Annotated in this window: 16 protein-coding genes; 9 read left to right on the top strand and 7 right to left on the bottom strand. The window is 66.3% G+C overall.

The annotated features are described in order from the left end of the window. The first annotated feature begins 22 nt into the window (after positions 1 to 22). The 7 genes from AXYL_RS27475 to AXYL_RS27445 are packed head-to-tail and all read left to right on the top strand — an operon-like array spanning position 23 to position 8,574. Positions 23 to 1,429: a TRAP transporter large permease gene (locus AXYL_RS27475; RefSeq protein WP_013396152.1), complete on the top strand. Its 1,407-nt coding sequence runs from the start codon at positions 23 to 25 to the stop codon at positions 1,427 to 1,429. Positions 1,430 to 1,442: 13 nt separating this feature from the next. Next, positions 1,443 to 2,189 carry an SDR family oxidoreductase gene (locus tag AXYL_RS27470; protein ID WP_013396151.1) on the top strand — a complete coding sequence of 249 codons (747 nt, stop codon included), beginning with the start codon at positions 1,443 to 1,445 and terminating at the stop codon, positions 2,187 to 2,189. A 29-nt stretch (positions 2,190 to 2,218) separates the two neighbouring features. Further along, positions 2,219 to 3,085, top strand: a complete 867-nt coding sequence (locus AXYL_RS27465; protein WP_013396150.1) for a fumarylacetoacetate hydrolase family protein — start codon at positions 2,219 to 2,221, stop codon at positions 3,083 to 3,085. 24 nt (positions 3,086 to 3,109) lie between these two features. Then, positions 3,110 to 4,645 (top strand): UxaA family hydrolase, encoded by a 1,536-nt coding sequence (locus tag AXYL_RS27460; RefSeq protein WP_013396149.1) that lies wholly within the window; start codon positions 3,110 to 3,112, stop codon positions 4,643 to 4,645. A gap of 46 nt (positions 4,646 to 4,691) precedes the next feature. Beyond that, complete coding sequence (gene manD / locus AXYL_RS27455; protein WP_013396148.1) at positions 4,692 to 5,903, top strand: D-mannonate dehydratase ManD; 1,212 nt, start codon at positions 4,692 to 4,694, stop codon at positions 5,901 to 5,903. Positions 5,904 to 5,906: 3 nt separating this feature from the next. Further along, positions 5,907 to 7,469: a mannitol dehydrogenase family protein gene (locus AXYL_RS27450; RefSeq protein ID WP_013396147.1), complete on the top strand. Its 1,563-nt coding sequence runs from the start codon at positions 5,907 to 5,909 to the stop codon at positions 7,467 to 7,469. 40 nt (positions 7,470 to 7,509) lie between these two features. After that, complete coding sequence (locus AXYL_RS27445; RefSeq protein WP_013396146.1) at positions 7,510 to 8,574, top strand: Ldh family oxidoreductase; 1,065 nt, start codon at positions 7,510 to 7,512, stop codon at positions 8,572 to 8,574. Positions 8,575 to 8,602: 28 nt separating this feature from the next. Here the strand turns inward: AXYL_RS27445 and AXYL_RS27440 are convergent, their stop codons facing one another. The 6 genes from AXYL_RS27440 to AXYL_RS27415 all read right to left on the bottom strand — a co-directional run bounded on the left by AXYL_RS27440 (position 8,603) and on the right by AXYL_RS27415 (position 13,912). Next, entirely contained in the window at positions 8,603 to 9,613 is a 1,011-nt protein-coding gene (locus AXYL_RS27440; protein ID WP_013396145.1) for an amidohydrolase family protein, read from the bottom strand. A 62-nt stretch (positions 9,614 to 9,675) separates the two neighbouring features. Continuing rightward, complete coding sequence (locus AXYL_RS27435) at positions 9,676 to 10,227, bottom strand: 3-hydroxyanthranilate 3,4-dioxygenase (protein ID WP_013396144.1); 552 nt, start codon at positions 10,225 to 10,227, stop codon at positions 9,676 to 9,678. 139 nt (positions 10,228 to 10,366) lie between these two features. After that, on the bottom strand, positions 10,367 to 11,335 hold the full coding sequence (locus AXYL_RS27430) for a LysR substrate-binding domain-containing protein (RefSeq protein ID WP_013396143.1): 969 nt from the start codon (positions 11,333 to 11,335) through the stop codon (positions 10,367 to 10,369). Between the two features lie 6 nt (positions 11,336 to 11,341). Next, positions 11,342 to 11,797, bottom strand: a complete 456-nt coding sequence (locus AXYL_RS27425; protein WP_013396142.1) for a RidA family protein — start codon at positions 11,795 to 11,797, stop codon at positions 11,342 to 11,344. Between the two features lie 24 nt (positions 11,798 to 11,821). Then, positions 11,822 to 13,279, bottom strand: a complete 1,458-nt coding sequence (locus AXYL_RS27420; RefSeq protein ID WP_013396141.1) for a 2-hydroxymuconic semialdehyde dehydrogenase — start codon at positions 13,277 to 13,279, stop codon at positions 11,822 to 11,824. A 78-nt stretch (positions 13,280 to 13,357) separates the two neighbouring features. After that, on the bottom strand, positions 13,358 to 13,912 hold the full coding sequence (locus AXYL_RS27415; RefSeq protein ID WP_013396140.1) for a GNAT family N-acetyltransferase: 555 nt from the start codon (positions 13,910 to 13,912) through the stop codon (positions 13,358 to 13,360). 147 nt (positions 13,913 to 14,059) lie between these two features. Here AXYL_RS27415 and AXYL_RS27410 point away from each other — a divergent pair, with 147 nt between their 5' ends. Together AXYL_RS27410 and AXYL_RS27405 are read left to right on the top strand one after the other, a co-directional pair. Further along, positions 14,060 to 14,896, top strand: coding sequence for a helix-turn-helix domain-containing protein (locus AXYL_RS27410; protein WP_013396139.1), 837 nt, complete (start codon positions 14,060 to 14,062; stop codon positions 14,894 to 14,896). An 82-nt stretch (positions 14,897 to 14,978) separates the two neighbouring features. Beyond that, positions 14,979 to 15,476, top strand: coding sequence for a MarR family winged helix-turn-helix transcriptional regulator (locus AXYL_RS27405; protein WP_013396138.1), 498 nt, complete (start codon positions 14,979 to 14,981; stop codon positions 15,474 to 15,476). Positions 15,477 to 15,487: 11 nt separating this feature from the next. Here the strand turns inward: AXYL_RS27405 and AXYL_RS27400 are convergent, their stop codons facing one another. Then, on the bottom strand, positions 15,488 to 16,414 hold the full coding sequence (locus tag AXYL_RS27400) for a YihY/virulence factor BrkB family protein (RefSeq protein ID WP_013396137.1): 927 nt from the start codon (positions 16,412 to 16,414) through the stop codon (positions 15,488 to 15,490). Between the last annotated feature and the right edge of the window lie 126 nt (positions 16,415 to 16,540).

Genomic DNA, 16,540 nt, shown 5'->3' with positions numbered 1-16,540 from the left:
CAACGACAACCGGAAGCGAGACATGGGCATACTGATCGGAACCTTTCTGCTGTTGATGATCTTCGGCCTGCCGGTGGCGGTGGCCATGGCGGGCGCGTCGCTGCTGTTCGTGCTGATCTCGGGCAGCGTGCCCGACGTGGTGGTGGCGCAGCGCATGATCGCGGGTGTGGAGTCCTTCCCGCTGCTGGCCGTGCCTTTCTTCATCCTGGCCGGCAACCTGATGAACATCGCCGGCATCACCGGCCGCATCTATAACTTCGCCGTGGCGCTGGTGGGCTGGATGCGCGGCGGGCTGGGGCAGGTGAACATCATCGGCTCGGTGGTGTTCGCCGGCATGTCCGGCACCGCCATCGCCGACGCTGCGGGCCTGGGCACCATCGAGATCAAGGCCATGAAGGACCACGGCTATGAGACCGAGTTCGCGGTGGGCGTGACGGCCGCCTCGGCCACGCTGGGGCCCATCATCCCGCCGTCGCTGCCTTTCGTGATCTACGGCATGATGGCCAACGTATCCATCGGTTCGCTGTTCCTGGCGGGCCTGATCCCCGGCGCGGTCCTGACCGTGCTGATGATGTTGACCGTGGCCTACTACGCACGCCGCAACAACTGGGGCGGCGATGTGTCTTTCGACTGGAAGCGGCTGGGCGCAGCCGGGCTGGAGGTCGGCATCGTGCTGGCATTCCCGCTGGCTATCTGGCTCATGACCCAAGCCGGCGTGTCGGCCAATCTGGCCGCGGGCATTGCCTTTGCGGTGTTGCTGGCGCTGGACTGGCGCTACAACTTTTCGGCGGTGATGGCGCTGATGGCGCCCGTCATCCTGATCGGGGGCATGACGCTGGGCTGGTTCACGCCCACCGAGGCGGCCGTGGCCGCGGTGATATGGGCGCTGTTCCTGGGACTGGTGCGTTATCGGTCCATGACCTTGCGGACCCTGGCCAAAGCCACTTTCGACACCATAGAGACCACCGCCTCGGTGCTGTTCATCGTCACCGCCGCCTCGGTGTTCGCCTGGCTGCTGACCACTACCCAGGCCGCCCAGGCGCTGACCGACGGCATTCTCAGCGTGACGCAGAACAAGTGGGTATTCCTGCTGATGGCCAACGTGCTGATCCTGATCGTGGGCTGCTTCATCGACACCATCGCCGCCATCACCATCCTGGTGCCTATCCTGCTGCCCATCGTGCTCAAGCTTGGCATCGACCCGATCCATTTCGGCCTGATCATGACGCTTAACCTGATGATAGGCCTGCTGCATCCGCCCATGGGCATGGTGCTGTTCGTGCTGGCGCGCGTTTCCAAGCTGTCGGTGGAACGGACCACGGTCGCCATCCTGCCCTGGTTGGTGCCGCTGTTCGCGGCGCTGATCGCCATTACCTACATCCCGCAGATCACGCTCTGGCTGCCAACCGTCATGGGCATGGCCAAGTAAAGAGGAAATCGTCATGACCGGAAGACTGCAAGGCAAGACCGCCATCGTCACCGCCGCAGGCCAGGGCATAGGCCGCGCCGTGGCCGAGGCCTATGCCCGCGAAGGCGCCGACGTGCTGGCGTTGGACATCAACGGCGGGGCGCTCGAGACTTTGGCGGGATGCCGGCGCCGCGTGCTGGACGTGACCGACGCCGCCGCGATCGGCGAGCTGGTCGCCGAGGCCGGGCCTGTGGACGTGCTGTTCAACGGCGCCGGCTTCGTGCATGCCGGGACCATCCTGGACTGCGACGAACCAGCCTGGGACTTCTCGTTCGAGCTGAACGTGAAGTCCATGTACCGCATGATCCGCGCCTGCCTGCCCGGTATGCTGGCGCGCGGCGGCGGCTCCATCGTCAACATGGCCTCGGTGGCGTCCAGCATCAAGGGCGCGCCCAACCGCTGCGTCTACGGCGCCACCAAGGCGGCGGTGATCGGGCTGACCAAGTCGGTGGCCGCGGACTACGTGGGCCAGGGCATACGCTGCAACGCCATCTGCCCGGGCACGGTGGAATCGCCTTCGCTGCGCCAGCGCATCGAGGCGCAGGCCAGCGCTGGCGGACAGACGTTGGCCGCCGTCGAGGCCGCCTTCGTTGCCCGCCAACCCATGGGCCGCATCGGCAGCGCCGAGGAAATCGCCTTGTTGGCGCTGTACCTGGCCAGCGACGAGTCCGCCTTCACCACCGGCACCGCCCAGGTCATCGACGGCGGCTGGTCGAACTGAACATCTACGACACACACGAGGAACATGCGATGAAATTGTTGCGTTATGGCGCGAAAGGCGCAGAGAAGCCCGGCATGCTTGATGCCAATGGGCAGGTGCGGGATCTGTCGGCCGTGCTGCCGGACATTGCCGCCGCCACGCTCACGCAGGCCGGCCTGGCGCCGCTGCGCGCGCTGGACCCGGCCAGCCTGCCGCTGGTGGATCGCCCGGGCCGCCTGGCGCCGCCCTGGAGCGGCATGGGCAAGTTCATCTGCATCGGCCTGAACTACGCCGACCATGCGGCTGAGTCCGGCTTGCAGGTGCCGGCCGAGCCGGTGATTTTCATGAAACCCACCTCGGCCGTGGTCGGCTGCAATGATCCGGTGGTGCTGCCGCAAGCCTCCGTCAAGACCGACTGGGAAGTCGAGCTGGGCGTGGTGATCGGCGACCGGGCCCGCTACGTCAGCGAAGCCGACGCCATGAAGCACGTGGCCGGCTATTGCGTGGTGAACGACGTGTCCGAACGCGAGTACCAGATCGAGCGCGGCGGCACCTGGGACAAGGGCAAGGGTTGCGACACCTTCGGCCCCGTCGGCCCGTGGCTGGTCACCGCCGACGAGATTGCCGAACCGCAGGCGCTGGACATGTGGCTGGAGGTCAACGGCAGGCGCTATCAGAACGGCAGCACCCGCACCATGGTGTTCGGCGTGGCGCAACTGGTGTCCTATGTCAGCCGTTTCATGACCCTGTATCCAGGCGACCTGATCAGCACCGGCACGCCGCCAGGGGTGGGCATGGGCCAGAAGCCTGCGCCTGTGTACCTGAAGGCGGGCGACGAGATGCGGCTGGGCATTGCCGGCCTGGGCGAGCAGCGGCAGCGCGTCCATGCCTGGGATCCGTCGCTGATCGACGGTTAGCCGCAAGCGCGCCAGGAGCCTCTCATGTCAGAAACCGATAACGTGGTCATACGCATCCACCCGGCGGACAACGTGGTGATCGCCAGGCGCCAACTGGCCGGCGGCACGCGCCTGGCCGGCGAAAACGTCGTCGTGCGCGGGCTGGTGCCGCCCGGGCACAAGGTGGCGACGCGCGCCATCGCCGCCGGCCAGCCGGTGCGGCGCTACAACCAGATCATAGGCGTGGCGCGCTGCGACATCCCGGCCGGCTCGCATGTCCATACCCAGAACCTGGAGTTCTCCGACTTCGAGCGCGACTACGCCGTGGGGGCCGACGCGCGCGCCACCGACTACGTGGACAAACCCGCCCAGTTCGACGGCATCGTGCGGGCCGATGGCCGCGTCGCCACCCGCAACTACATTGGCATCCTCACCAGCGTGAACTGTTCCGCCACGGCCGCGCGCGCCATCGCCGATCATTTCCGCCGCGACATCCATCCGGATGTGCTGGCCGCATATCCCAACGTGGACGGGGTGGTGGCGCTGACGCATGGCGCGGGCTGCGCCACCGGCAGCGAAGGCGAACCCTTGCGCCTCTTGCGCCGCACGCTGGGCGGCTACGCCCGCCATCCCAATTTCGCGGGCCTGCTGGTGCTGGGCCTGGGCTGCGAGACCAATCAGATCGGCGGCCTGATGGAGCAGGAAGGGCTGCGCGAGAGCGGCTTGCTGCATACCTTCAACATCCAGGAGACCGGCGGCACGCGCAAGACGGTGGAGCACGGCATCGAGCTGGTGCGGGCCATGCTGGCGCAGGCCGACCAGGTCCGCCGCCAGCCCGTACCCGCCGGCAAGCTGACCGTAGGCCTGCAATGCGGCGGCTCCGACGGCTATTCGGGCATCAGCGCCAACCCGGCGTTGGGAGCGGCCGTGGACCTGCTGGTGCGCCACGGCGGCACCGCCATCCTGTCGGAGACGCCAGAGATCTACGGCGGCGAACATCTGCTCACCCGGCGCGCGGCCACGCCCGAGGTGGCGGCCAAGCTGCTGGCCCGGCTGCGCTGGTGGGAGGACTACTGCGCCCGCAACGACGCCGAAATGGACAACAACCCTTCGGCTGGCAACAAGGCTGGCGGGCTGACCACCATCCTGGAAAAGTCCCTGGGTGCCATCGCCAAGAGCGGCACGACCCGTCTGGCCGACGTGTATGAGTATGCCGAGACGGTGCGCGAACGCGGGCTGGTGTTCATGGATACGCCGGGCTACGACCCGGTTTCCGCCACCGGCCAGGTCGCCGGCGGCGCCAACCTGATCTGTTTCACCACCGGCCGCGGTTCGGCCTACGGCTGTGCGCCAGCGCCGTCCTTGAAACTGTCGACCAACACGGCGCTGTGGCAGCGGCAGTCCGACGACATCGACATCAATTGTGGGGAAGTGGTTGACGGCGCGCAAAGCGTGGCCCAGATGGGCGAGCGCATATTCCGTCTGATGCTGGAAACGGCCTCGGGCCGGCGCACGCGCAGCGAGGAACACGGCTACGGCCAGAACGAGTTCGTGCCTTGGCAGCTGGGCGCGGTGATGTAGGCGCCCGGCGTCGGCCAGGGGTTTCCAGCATTCCACAGGACCATCCATGAAGATTACCCAAGCGCGCGTCATCGTCTGCAGCCCCGGCCGCAACTTCGTTACCTTGAAGATAGAAACCGATGAAGGCCTGTATGGCATCGGCGACGCGACCCTCAACGGCCGCGAACTGGCCGTGGCGGCCTACCTGACCGAGCACGTGATTCCTTGCCTGATCGGCCGCGACCCGCAGCAGATCGAGGACATCTGGCAATACCTGTACCGTGGCGCGTACTGGCGGCGCGGCCCGGTCACCATGTCCGCGATCGCTGCCGTGGATACGGCGTTGTGGGACATCAAGGCCAAGGCCGCGGGCATGCCGCTGTACCAGCTGCTGGGCGGCAAGAGCCGCTCGGGCGTCATGGTCTACGGCCACGCCAATGGCCGCGACATCGACGAAACCGTGGACGAGGTACTGCGCTATCGCGAGCTGGGCTACCTGGCCATCCGCGCGCAAAGCGGGGTGCCGGGGCTGAACTCGGTCTATGGGGTGGGGCGCGGCCGCATGTTCTACGAACCCGCCGACGGCTCGCTGCCGTCCGAGCATGACTGGTCCACGGAAAAGTACCTGGACCACGCGCCGCGCCTGTTCCAGCGGGTGCGCGATGCGGTGGGCTGGGACACCCATCTGCTGCACGACGTGCATCACCGGCTCACGCCCATCGAGGCTGGCCGCCTGGGCAAGTCGCTGGAGCCATTCCGCCTGTTCTGGATGGAGGACGCCACGCCTGCGGAGAACCAGGAAGCCTTCCGGCTGATCCGCCAGCACACGGTCACACCGATCGCGGTGGGCGAGGTCTTCAACACCATTTGGGATTGCAAGGACCTGATCGAAAACCAGCTGATCGACTACATCCGCGCCACGGTGGTGCATGCGGGCGGCATCACGCATCTGCGCCGCATTGCCGATCTGGCCGCGCTCTACCAGGTGCGTACCGGCTGCCACGGCGCCACCGACCTGTCGCCGGCCTGCATGGGGGCCGCCCTGCATTTCGACCTGTGGGTGCCGAATTTCGGCATCCAGGAGTACATGCGGCACACCGATGAAACCGACGCAGTGTTTCCCCATGCTTACAGCTTCAACCAGGGCATGCTATACCCTGGCGACGCGCCGGGCCATGGCGTCGACATCGACGAAGAGCTCGCCGCCAGATATCCCTACCAACGCGCCTACCTGCCGGTCAACCGGCAGGCGCATGATGGCGCACTATGGCACTGGTAATCCATGCTCGAACGCTTGAACTCGGAGTCACTGTCGCATCTACCCGAGGATGTGGAATCCCCCGCGTATGACCGCAGCAGGGTCACGCCCGGCATCGTGCATCTAGGCATAGGCGCCTTCCACCGCGCCCATCAGGCGGCCGTGACCGACCTGGCCATGGCCGCCAGCGGGGATCTTAGCTGGGGCATCGTGGGGGTTTCGCTGCGCAGCCCGGCCACGCGCGATGCGCTGACGCCGCAGGACGGCCTGTACACCCTGGCGCTGCGCGACGCCGGTCCGGATGGGCAGACGCGGGAACAACTGCGGGTGGTCGGGTCGGTGTTGCGCATCGTGGTGGCCGAGGAGGATCCTCAGGCGGTACTGGAGCGCATCGCCTCCGCCCAGACCCGCATCGTCAGCCTGACGGTCACCGAGAAGGGCTACAGCCACGAACCGTCCACCGGCCACCTGTGCTGGGACGACCCGGACATCGCGCACGACCTGGAACATCCGGTCAGGCCGCGCAGCACCATAGGCATGCTGGTGTACGGCCTGGCGCTGCGGCGCGAGCGCGGCCTGCCGCCGGTCACGCTGCTGTCCTGCGACAACCTGCACGCCAACGGCGACACCTTGCGCAGCCTGGTGCTGGCCTTCGCGCTGCGGGTCGATGTCGGCCTGACCGCGTGGATCGACAACCAGTGCACGTTTCCAAATTCCATGGTGGACCGCATCGTGCCGGGCACGCAGGACGAAGATCGCGCGCGCGTGGCGGACCGCCTGGGCTTCGAGGACGCCTGGCCCGTGGTTGGGGAGCCGTTCCTGAACTGGGTCATCGAGGACAAGTTCGCGGCCGGCAGGCCCGCCTGGGACACCGCGGGCGCAAGCTTCGTGCGCAACGCCGCGCCCTACGAACGCCTCAAGCTGCGCATGGTCAACGCGCCGCATTCCGCATTCGCCTACCTGGGTTCGATGCTGGGCCTGCGCACCAACAGCGAGGCCGCCGCGACGCCGGCGCTGCGCCGCTACGTTGACGACATGATGCGGCTGGAGCTTGGGCCCACGCTGCGCGGCATTCCGGAGTCGGGGCTGGATGAGTATCGCCTGCGCTTCCTGGCGCGCGTGGCCAATCCGGCACTGCCGCACCTCACCCGGCAGGTCGCGATGGACGGTTCGCAGAAGGTGCCGCAGCGCCTGCTCGCCGCCATCCGTGACCGCAAGCAGCGGGGCGACGATTTCAGCCGGCTGGCCATGGCCGTGGCCGCATGGCTGCACTACCTGCGTGGCTACGACGAACAGGGCAACGTCTATTCCATCCAGGATCCACTGGCCGGGGCGCTGGCCAAGCTGCTGGCGCGCGCCGACGTGGCCGCCACGGCTTCGTCGCCGTCGCAGGCAGCGCATCGCCGGGCCACGGTGCTGGCCGGGTTCCGGCCGGTTTTCGGCGACCTGGGCAGAAAGCCCGTCTTCGTCGACGCGTTGGCCTTGCATCTGGAGCGACTGCGGACGCTGGGCGTGCTGGGCGCGCTGGAGGCCCTGGAGCGCGACGAGGCACGGGAAGGTTCGGTCCAACCCGCGCCGGCCGCATGACCGCAGGCGGCATGCCGCCTGCATCCACAAGGAGCGCAGCATGGCAGGGCAGGAAAGCGTGGACGCGGCGCAGTGGCGGCGATGGGGCGAGGCCTGCTTGCAGACCCTGGATTTCAGCGACGCCGATGCCTCTTGCCTGGCGTCCAGTCTGGCGCAGACCAGTTTGTGGGGCATCGACTCGCATGGCATCGCCCGGCTGCCGCACTATCTGAACCGGATCGTCCACGGCTCGATCCTGGCGCGGCCGGCCATCCGTATCGAGCAGAGCGGTCCGGCTACCGCGCAGGCGCATGGCGGCAGGGGCCATGGCATCGTGGTCGCGCACCGCGCCAACGAGGCCGCGATGGCGCTGGCGCGCGAGGCTGGCGTGGGCGCCGTCGGCGTCAGCGATTCTTCGCATTGCGGCGCCATCGGCCTGTACACGCGCGCGGCAGCCCGGGAAGGACTGATAGGCATCGCCTTCACGCATTCCGACGCAATCGCCGCGCCGTTCGGCGGCCGGCAGCCGTATTTCGGCACGAATCCCGTGTCCTTCGCCTTTCCCAGGCAAGGCGGCGAGCCGCTGTGCCTGGACATGGCGACGACTTCAATCCCGTGGAATCGCGTCATGAACGCGCGCCGCGACGGCACGGAGTTGCCCGCGGGCGTGGCGCTGGATGCCGAGGGGCAAGGCGTGACCGATGCTGCGCGCGTCCGCGCCTTGACGCCCCTGGGTGGCGAGTACGGCCACAAGGGCTATGGCCTGGCGATGATGGTTGAACTGCTGTGCGGGCCGCTCAATGGCAATCCCCACGGACCGCACATCGGTCCCATGTACGAGCAGCTGGGTCGTCCGCGCGAACTGGGGGCGTTCTTCATCGCCATCGATCCCGCCCGCTTCGCAGGCGGCGCTGTGCTGGCCGCGGTGGCGGCGGGCATGGCGGCCGAACTGGCGGCGCAGCCCGGCTCGCCACGAATGCCGGGCGATCCCGAGTTGGCCTCGCAGGCGCGGCGCCAGGCCACGGGGATTCCGGTGCCGCCGGCGCTCAAGGCTGAGATGGCCGAATGGAGCGGCAGGCTGGGGGTGGCCTTGCCGCCGTTCGCGCCATTGCAATCCGTGGCGTGATCGCAGCCATTCTTTCGGGCCGTTTAGGTCACCCGGCGCGCCGCTCCAGGCCGAAGAACTCCACCGTGTTGCGGCACAGGATCTTCTGCTGCACTTCCTGCTGCAGGCCGGCGTGGGTCACCAGCTTGCCCACTTCCTGCTCGCCCAACGGATACGGATAGTCCGAACCCAGCAGCACGCGGTCTTCGCCCATCACGTCGATCAGCAGGCGCAGCGCGCGCGGATCGAACACCGCGCTGTCGGTGTAGAAGCGGTCGGTATAGGAAGAGGGCAGTTGCGGACAGTCCTGGCGGATGATGTCGCGATGGCGCCAGGCATTGTCCACGCGGCCCAGCAGAAAGGCGAAGCTGCCGCCGCCGTGCGCGAAGCAGAGCTTCAGGCTACGCGGAATGCGTTCGAAGGCGCCGGACAGGATCAGCGACAGAATGCCCAGCTGGGTTTCGGCGGGCATGGCGACCAGCCACGGCAGCATCCATTTCTTCATGCGGCCGTCGGTCATCATGTCCCAGGGGTGCACCAGTACCGGGATGTCGTTGTTGGCGCAGTGGATCAGGAACTGCACCAGGGTTTCGTCGTCCAGGTCGCGCGGGCCGACGTGGTTGCCGATCTGCACGCCCAGGTGGCCGGCGGCGCGGGCCCGAGACGCTTCCTTGCAGGCAAGGTCCAGATCCTGCAGCGGCACCTGCGCCAGCGCCTTCAGGCGCGCCGGCGCATGGGCGCAATGCTCAAGCGCCAGATCGTTCATGCGGGCGGCCCAGTCGGCGGCGGCCTGTGCCGGGTAGGAATAGCCGAACATGATGGGCGTGGCGCACAGGATCTGCAGGTCCACGCCGTTGCGGTCCATCTGCTCCAGGCGCAAAGCCGGATCCCACAAGGTGGCGTCCACCGGGCGGAAGGGGCGCTCGCCCGCCATGATCTGGCCGCTGGAGCCGTCTCCGTCCAGCCGCAGCCAGGGCGCGTTGACGGGGTCCAGCGCCGCCGCTTCCTGCCGGGTGATCGGCGGGAAGAAGTGCGCGTGCATGTCGATTTTCTGGGTCATGTGCAGATAGAAAGGAAGTCGGTCGGGAGCCTGACGGATTGCGGCCAGGTGGGACAGGGCGGCTAGGCCGGAGCCGCCTGTGCGGCAGGCGCGTGTCCCTTGCCCGGATGGATCTCGCCGCAACCGGGACAGGTGCGCTTCTCGGTGCTGGAATAGAAGGCCTGGAACAGCGGCGGCAGGTCGGTCACGATGCTCTTGAGCTGCACCTCCACGCGATGCACCAGGCTGCCGCATTGCGGGCAATACCATTCGAAGCCGTCCAGCAGGCCCTGCGGGCGCTGGCGTTCGATGACCAGGCAGGCGCTGTCGGTCTCGGGGCGTTGCGGCGAATGCCGCACGTGCGGCGGCAGCAGGAAGATGTCGCCTTCCTTCAGGTCCACGCGCTCCGGTTTGCCGTCCACCCACAGCGACAGCCAGGCGTTGCCGCGCAACTGGTAGAAGAACTCTTCCAGCGGATCGTCGTGGTAGTCGGTGCGATGGTTCGGGCCGCCGACCACGGTGACGATGAAGTCGGCGTCCTGCCAGATCTGCTGGTTGCCGACCGGCGGCTTGAGCAGGTGCGCGTGATCGTCGATCCAGCGCTGGAAATTCAGTGGCGGGCCATAGGCGGGCATGAGGATCTCCGGGAGTCAGGGGGCGGACCGGGGCTGCCCCATAGCCCGCAGTCTAGGCGGGACCTTGCGGGCCTGCACAATAGAAATTACGCCGCCGGATATGCCTGTTGTCTATGGCGGGATAACCCTGGGCCGATCTTCAGCCGCCGCTTTCGGCGCGTTGGGCCGCGATCTGCTTCAGATAGTCCACCAAACGCTGGCACGCGGGCGTCAGCGGGCGGTCCGCCCGCACCGAGTAGCCCACGTCGCCAAATGCGCCAAAGGCGTCGGTGGGCAATCGGGCCAGCATGCCCGTGGCCAGGAACGGCGCGGCCGCGTCGTAGGGCAGCAGCGCCAGTGCGTCGCTGTGCATCAGCACGCCGATATTGGTCAGGAGGGACAGCGACTCGACATGCCGGGCCGGCAGGCGCAGGCCGGCGTCCAGGAAGCTGCGCTCGATCGAGGCGCGCAGCGGCGAGCTGGGGGCGGGCAGGATCCATATGTGGTCGGCCAGTTCAGCCAGCGCCGCGGGCGGCGCGCCGGCCAGCGGATGGGCGGCGCGCGCCACCAGGCATAGCTCCTCCCGGTACAGCTTGTGATGGTCCACGGCCACCCCGGAAATGGCTGCCATGTCGGCGCCGGGCAGGCGGCCGACCACGATGTCCAGGTCGCCCGTGGCCAGCGCGGGCAGCAACTGCGAGGTCGGTCCTTCGCGCACGCTGACCTGGATGCCGGGGTGCGCGGTCATCAGGCGCGCAATGGCCTCGGGCAGCAGCTTGGCGGACGCGGCGATCAGCGTGCCCACCACCACGTGGCCGCTGGCGCCGCCCAGTACCGCGTCGATGTCGTCGGCCATGTAGCGGATCTCGGCCATCATGGCGTGGACCCGGCGGCCCAGCACCACGGCCAGTTCCGTCGGCGTGACGCCGCGGTTGGAGCGCTCGAACAGCGGGGCGCCGAAGAAGGTTTCCAGTTCGTGGATGGCCTTGGTGACGGTGGGTTGGGTCAGGTGCAGCTCGCTGGCGGCGCGCGACAGCGAACGGCATGCCAGCACGCGTTCGAAGATTTGCATCTGGTGCAGCTTCAGCTTGCGGCTGAGCGCGTTGGGCGTGATGCGGAAGTCCGACATGCGCCGCTAGCGCGCCTGCGGCTTGTAGGCGACGGCCTTGATCTCGATCAGCAGCTGCGGGTGCGGCAGCTGATGCACCGCGACGGTGGTGCGGGCCGGGCCGTCGGAGTCGAAGTACTCGCCGTACACCTGGTTGTAGCCGCCGAAGTCGTTCATGTTGACCAGGAAGGTGCTGATCTCGACCACGTCGGCCAGCGTGGCGCCGGCCGTGGCCAGGATGTCGCGGATGTTCTCGATGACGGCGCGCGTCTGCACCCGGATATCCAGCGTGGCGGTACCCATCGCGTCGACCTCGGCGCCCGCGATGCGGTTGTCGGGCAGGCGCGAGCTGGTGCCGGAGACATACAGGAAATCACCGGCGCGCTTGATGTGCGGATACTTGCCGCGCGGCGTGGCCTTGCCGGCGACGACGGTGGCGCTGACGCCGGGCTGGCCGGGTTGACTTGTCTGGGACTGGTTCATCGCGTCTTCCTTTGCGTGGATGGGTCAGAGCTTAATGCAGACGTTGGTCGGTTCGGTATAGAAATGCAGCGAATGGCGTCCGCCTTCGCGGCCGATGCCCGACAGGCCGCTGCCGCCGAAGGGCGTGCGCAGGTCGCGCAGGAACCAGCAATTGACCCAGGCCAGTCCGACCTTCATCGCCTGCGCCACCCGGTGGCCGCGCGTGAGGTTCTGGGTCCAGACCGCGGCCGCCAGCCCATAGCGTGTGTCGTTGGCCAGGCGGATGGCTTCTTCCTCGGTATCGAAGGGCGCCACGTGGCAAACCGGGCCGAAGACTTCCTCCTTGATGCAGCGGGCAGTCTCGGGCAGGCCGGTCCAGATTGTGGGCTGCACATAGGCGCCGTCGTCGCGCGCATCGTCGAATACCGGCACGCCGCCGCCCGCTACCACCGTCGCGCCTTCCTCGCGCGCCAAGGCAAAGTACGACAGCACTTTCTCGCGATGCTCGCGCGACACCAGCGGCCCCATCTCCGTGGCGGGATCCATGGGCCAGCCGATGCGCAAGGCTTCCGCCCGCGCCGCCAGCGCCGCGACGAAGCGCTCGTAGATCGGACGCTCGACGTAGACGCGCTCGGTGCAGAGGCAGACCTGCCCGCAATTGGCGAACACCGATTGCGTCACGCCGTCCACGGCCGCATCGAAGTCGGCGTCGGCGAACACCAGCGCCGCGTTCTTGCCGCCTAGTTCGAAGGACACCGGCTTCACTCCGGGGGCAACCGCCCGCATGATGGCGGCGCCCGTGGCCGATTCGCCGGTGAAGGTGATGCCGTCAATGTCCGGGTGCGTGGTCATGAATTCGCCCGCCGAGTTCGGGCCAAAGCCGTGCGCCAGGTTCAATACGCCAGCCGGCAGTCCGGCGTCGTGCGCCACCTCGGCCAGCAGCGTGGCCGTGGACGGCGTGACTTCGGACGGTTTCATGATCACCGTATTGCCGAATGCCAGTGCGGGGGCCACCTTCCAGGTCAGCAGCAGCAGCGGCAGGTTCCAGGGCGAAATCACGCCCACCACGCCCAACGGCTTGCGGTAGGCATAGTTCAACGCCTGCCTGCCGTCCGGGGTGTCCGTCATATAGCTTTCCATGTCCAGCGTGCGTGCCAGTTCCGCGAAGGCGCGGAAATTGGCCGCGCCGCGTGGAATGTCGATCTTCCCGGCCCAGCCCACGGGCTTGCCCGTGTCGCCGATCTCGGCCTGCAGGAAATCATCGAAGCGCCGCGCAATGCCGTCTGCCAGCGCCAGCAGATGGTCGGTGCGCGCGGCTACCGGCAACCCGGCCCAGGCCGGCAGGGCGCGATGCGCCGCCGCCACCGCGCGGTCCACCTGGTCGCGGCCGGCTTCGTGGACCTGTGCGATCAGGCGCCCGTCCACCGGGCTGTGCTTGTCGAAGGTGGACGCGCCGTCTTCAAAACGGCCGTCGATGTAGTTGCGCAATTGTCGGATCGTCATGTGCAGGGCTCGGTCGGGATGCAAAATAAATACGTATACGTACTATATTTTGGATCATAGACAGCAGCCCTCCTCAAGTCAATGCGATTTCGAAGCCGCCAGCGTCTGCCATTCTTCCTTGCCGATGCGGCTGACATGCTCCGTCCGGTAGTCGTTCATGAACTGATTGAACTTGTTCTCCTCGGTGTGATGATGCTTGAAGCCGCACTTTTCCTGGGCCTTGCGCGACTTCTCGTTGTCGGCGAAGTAGCCGCACCATAGCGCGTTGAAGTTCAACGTTTCAAACGCGTGGCGCATCAGCTCCCTGACGGCTTCAGGAATCAGTCCGTGGCCCCAGAACGGCACGCCGATCCAATACGCGATTTCGGCTTCATCATCGGCAATGTCGAAATTGCTGTCCTTCCCCATGAGCAACGCCACCAGGCCTATGGCGGTGTTGTCTGCCTTCAGTGTCAAGGCATAGGCCAGTGGCCGCGAAAAAATCGTCTGGATGATCTCCCGGCTATGTTCGACGCTTGTATGCGGGGGCCAGCCCGCGGCGGGGCCGATCCGTTCGTCGCTCGCATACTCAAACAGGCTCGGCGCGTCGTCGGTGTGCCAGGGCCGCAAGATGAGGCGTTCGGTGCGCAGCATGATTTCCCTTCCTTTCGGCAATGAAAACAACAGCTGGAATTCTAGGAGTTGCCCACGCGATTGATAACAGACAGTCTTGAGTAGATTAGGTAATTATGAAAACAAAGAGCCGAAATTTATGAGGATTCCTTTAGAATTTATGCATAAATGAAAACTCTCTCTCAACTCTCGTATACGGGCCTCGAAGACTTCTGCATCGGTCTCAATGAGTTCGACGGACAGGTGGGGCACCCCTTGGCGTTGTCGTATGTGGCGGTGTTGATCTGCCGCGAAGGTAGCGCTGAGTGGGAAGTGAACTTCAAGCCACACCGCATGAAGAAAAGCGATCTGCTGGTCCTGGCAGAAGACTCCATCGCGCTCATCAAACGCAAGTCGGATGACTTTTCGTGCGTCTGCTATTTGATGAACCGGTCGATCGCCGCGGAGATTGCGCACGCCCTGCCCAACAGCCTGTTTTCCTTCTTGAGCCGTTCGCCGTTCTTCGCCGCGGAAAAGCTGTCGCCACGTTATTCAAGGGCCTGGGAGGGCCAGGCCGCGCTGATCCATGAGCAGTGCGGGACCTACAAGCGGACCATGATCGTCAACCATGTCCAAAACCTGTTCTTGTGGATCTGCGAAAAGACGGAAGGCCTTGGGGCCGGGACGCAGAATGACTTCAGCAGATCGGAGGCGGTCTGCTGGAAATTCTGGGAACTGATCTCGGAGCACTGCGTGCAACAGCGCGGGGTGGCATTCTATGCAGGGCTGCTGCACATCACTCCGTACTACCTGTCGCAGTTGAGCAGGAGGTTCTTCAACGACGCGCCCAAGACGCTGATCGACAGGCAGGTCGTGCTGGAGATAAAAAAGCGCCTTACCCAGCCCGGGAAATCCGTGCAGCAGATTGCAGAGGAGCTGCATTTCGCCGACGCCTCCTATTTGGGCAAGTTCTTCAAGCGCCATACCGGCGTGGGGTTGACCGACTACCGGAAAGGCAGGACATGATGAAGCCTGAAAGGGGCGTGAGCTATCTTATAGAACTGCGGAACAATGCCATGACCGCTGACATCCATCCCTTGGAAGCCCGATGACCGCTACATCCCGACGTGCCCCTGCCGACCAGGCCGCTCCCCAGGCCTTGCAGGCGTTCGATCTGACCCAGGTCGCGTCCCATCTGCTGCGCCGGGCTCATTTCCGCGCCGAAGCCCTGTTCGCGCAGGCCTTTCCCGACGAAGACCTGACCCCGCGCCAGAAGGCGCTGCTGATCACCGTCTACCAGAATCCCGGTGCGACCCAGAACCGCATCGCCGAACTGATCGCGCTGGACCGCAATTCCTTTGCCGAAATGATCGCCCGCATGACCAAGAAGGGCTATGTGCGCCGCAAGCGCTCGGCCCAGGACGGCCGGGCCTATGCGCTGGAGATCACCGAAGAGGGCATCGCGCTGCTGGCGCGCATCCTGCCGCAGGACGCGGCCGTGGAAGCGGAAGTGCTGGCGCCGATACCGGAGGAGCTGCGGCCGGTGTTCCTGAAATGCCTGCGTCTGATGGCGGGGCTGGAGCAACAGGACGACGCCGCTGCCTGACGGCGTCGGATTCAGGCGTCCGGCGCCGCCGTTGAGTCTGCCGGCGCTGGCGCGGACGCGCTGTTCCTGCCAAAGCGCAGCGCGAACTGGCGCGTGAAGACCGCGCCAAAGAAGAAGATCTGCGCCGAATAGTAGATCCACAGCAGCAGCGCGATCAGCGATCCCGCCGCGCCGTACGCCGACACCGCCGCGCCACGGCTGAGATAGACGCCGATGCCCCACTTGCCGACCAGGAACAGCGCCGCCGTCACGATCGCGCCGGGTATCACGTCCGGCCAGGAAATCTTGGCACTCGGCAGCAGCTTGAAGATCACCGCGAACAGCGCCACCACGATGGAGAAGGAAAAAAAGTTGGAGATCCACTCCGCCACCAGCGCGAAGGACGACGCGGTCCACAAATCGCCGTAATAGCTGCGCGCCGCGGCCAGGCCCGCGTTCACGCTCAGTGAAACCAGCAGGAATAGCGCCAGCACCAGCACCAGGCCGAACGACAGCATGCGGCTGCGCACCATGCCGTGCAGCCCGCTTTTCTGGTTGGCGGAAACTTCCCACAGCTCGTCCAGGCTGGCCTTCAATTCCGCGAAGGCCGTGGTGGCGCTGAAGATCAGCACGAAAATCGATATCAGCGCCGCGATCCAGCCGCCGCCCGATTCGTGGGCGCTGGCCAGCACCGTCTGGATCACCTCCGCGCCGCGGTCGCCGATCAAATCGCGCAACTGCGTGAACAGTTCCGAGCGCACCGCATCCTCGCCAAAAAATGCGCCCGCCACGGCGATCACCAGGATCAGCATGGGCGCCAGCGAAAACACCATGTACAGCGCCAGCGCCGCGCCCTTGCTGGAGGCGCGATGGGTGGACCACTGCTTGGCGGAGTCCATCAACAGCCCGCCGATTTCGGCCGGGCGCAGTACACGCAACAGGGTCTTGGAAAAACGCATGGGGCTAGGCTCGTTCTGCGGACCCTTTATTGTAGGGACGCATGCGCCGCGGCGAAACCCGCAGATTGTGCGCAAACGTGTTCTTTGGCGAGGCCGCGTTGCGGCAGAAAAAGAAAAACCCCCGGG

It is taken from the genome of Achromobacter xylosoxidans A8, assembly GCF_000165835.1.
In the GTDB taxonomy this organism is placed as follows: domain Bacteria; phylum Pseudomonadota; class Gammaproteobacteria; order Burkholderiales; family Burkholderiaceae_B; genus Achromobacter; species Achromobacter xylosoxidans_B.
The sequence above is the reverse complement of the archived record's forward strand: the minus strand, read 5'-3'. Positions and strand labels throughout refer to the sequence as shown.

Bases quoted from the DNA above. Each gene is read 5' to 3' on its own strand.
- AXYL_RS27475 (WP_013396152.1), top strand. From the start codon at position 23: ATGGGCATACTGATCGGAACCTTTCTGCTGTTGATGATCTTCGGCCTG.
- AXYL_RS27470 (WP_013396151.1), top strand. From the start codon at position 1,443: ATGACCGGAAGACTGCAAGGCAAGACCGCCATCGTCACCGCCGCAGGC.
- AXYL_RS27465 (WP_013396150.1), top strand. From the start codon at position 2,219: ATGAAATTGTTGCGTTATGGCGCGAAAGGCGCAGAGAAGCCCGGCATG.
- AXYL_RS27460 (WP_013396149.1), top strand. From the start codon at position 3,110: ATGTCAGAAACCGATAACGTGGTCATACGCATCCACCCGGCGGACAAC.
- manD (WP_013396148.1), top strand. From the start codon at position 4,692: ATGAAGATTACCCAAGCGCGCGTCATCGTCTGCAGCCCCGGCCGCAAC.
- AXYL_RS27450 (WP_013396147.1), top strand. From the start codon at position 5,907: ATGCTCGAACGCTTGAACTCGGAGTCACTGTCGCATCTACCCGAGGAT.
- AXYL_RS27445 (WP_013396146.1), top strand. From the start codon at position 7,510: ATGGCAGGGCAGGAAAGCGTGGACGCGGCGCAGTGGCGGCGATGGGGC.
- AXYL_RS27440 (WP_013396145.1), bottom strand. From the start codon at position 9,613: ATGACCCAGAAAATCGACATGCACGCGCACTTCTTCCCGCCGATCACC.
- AXYL_RS27435 (WP_013396144.1), bottom strand. From the start codon at position 10,227: ATGCCCGCCTATGGCCCGCCACTGAATTTCCAGCGCTGGATCGACGAT.
- AXYL_RS27430 (WP_013396143.1), bottom strand. From the start codon at position 11,335: ATGTCGGACTTCCGCATCACGCCCAACGCGCTCAGCCGCAAGCTGAAG.
- AXYL_RS27425 (WP_013396142.1), bottom strand. From the start codon at position 11,797: ATGAACCAGTCCCAGACAAGTCAACCCGGCCAGCCCGGCGTCAGCGCC.
- AXYL_RS27420 (WP_013396141.1), bottom strand. From the start codon at position 13,279: ATGACGATCCGACAATTGCGCAACTACATCGACGGCCGTTTTGAAGAC.
- AXYL_RS27415 (WP_013396140.1), bottom strand. From the start codon at position 13,912: ATGCTGCGCACCGAACGCCTCATCTTGCGGCCCTGGCACACCGACGAC.
- AXYL_RS27410 (WP_013396139.1), top strand. From the start codon at position 14,060: ATGAAAACTCTCTCTCAACTCTCGTATACGGGCCTCGAAGACTTCTGC.
- AXYL_RS27405 (WP_013396138.1), top strand. From the start codon at position 14,979: ATGACCGCTACATCCCGACGTGCCCCTGCCGACCAGGCCGCTCCCCAG.
- AXYL_RS27400 (WP_013396137.1), bottom strand. From the start codon at position 16,414: ATGCGTTTTTCCAAGACCCTGTTGCGTGTACTGCGCCCGGCCGAAATC.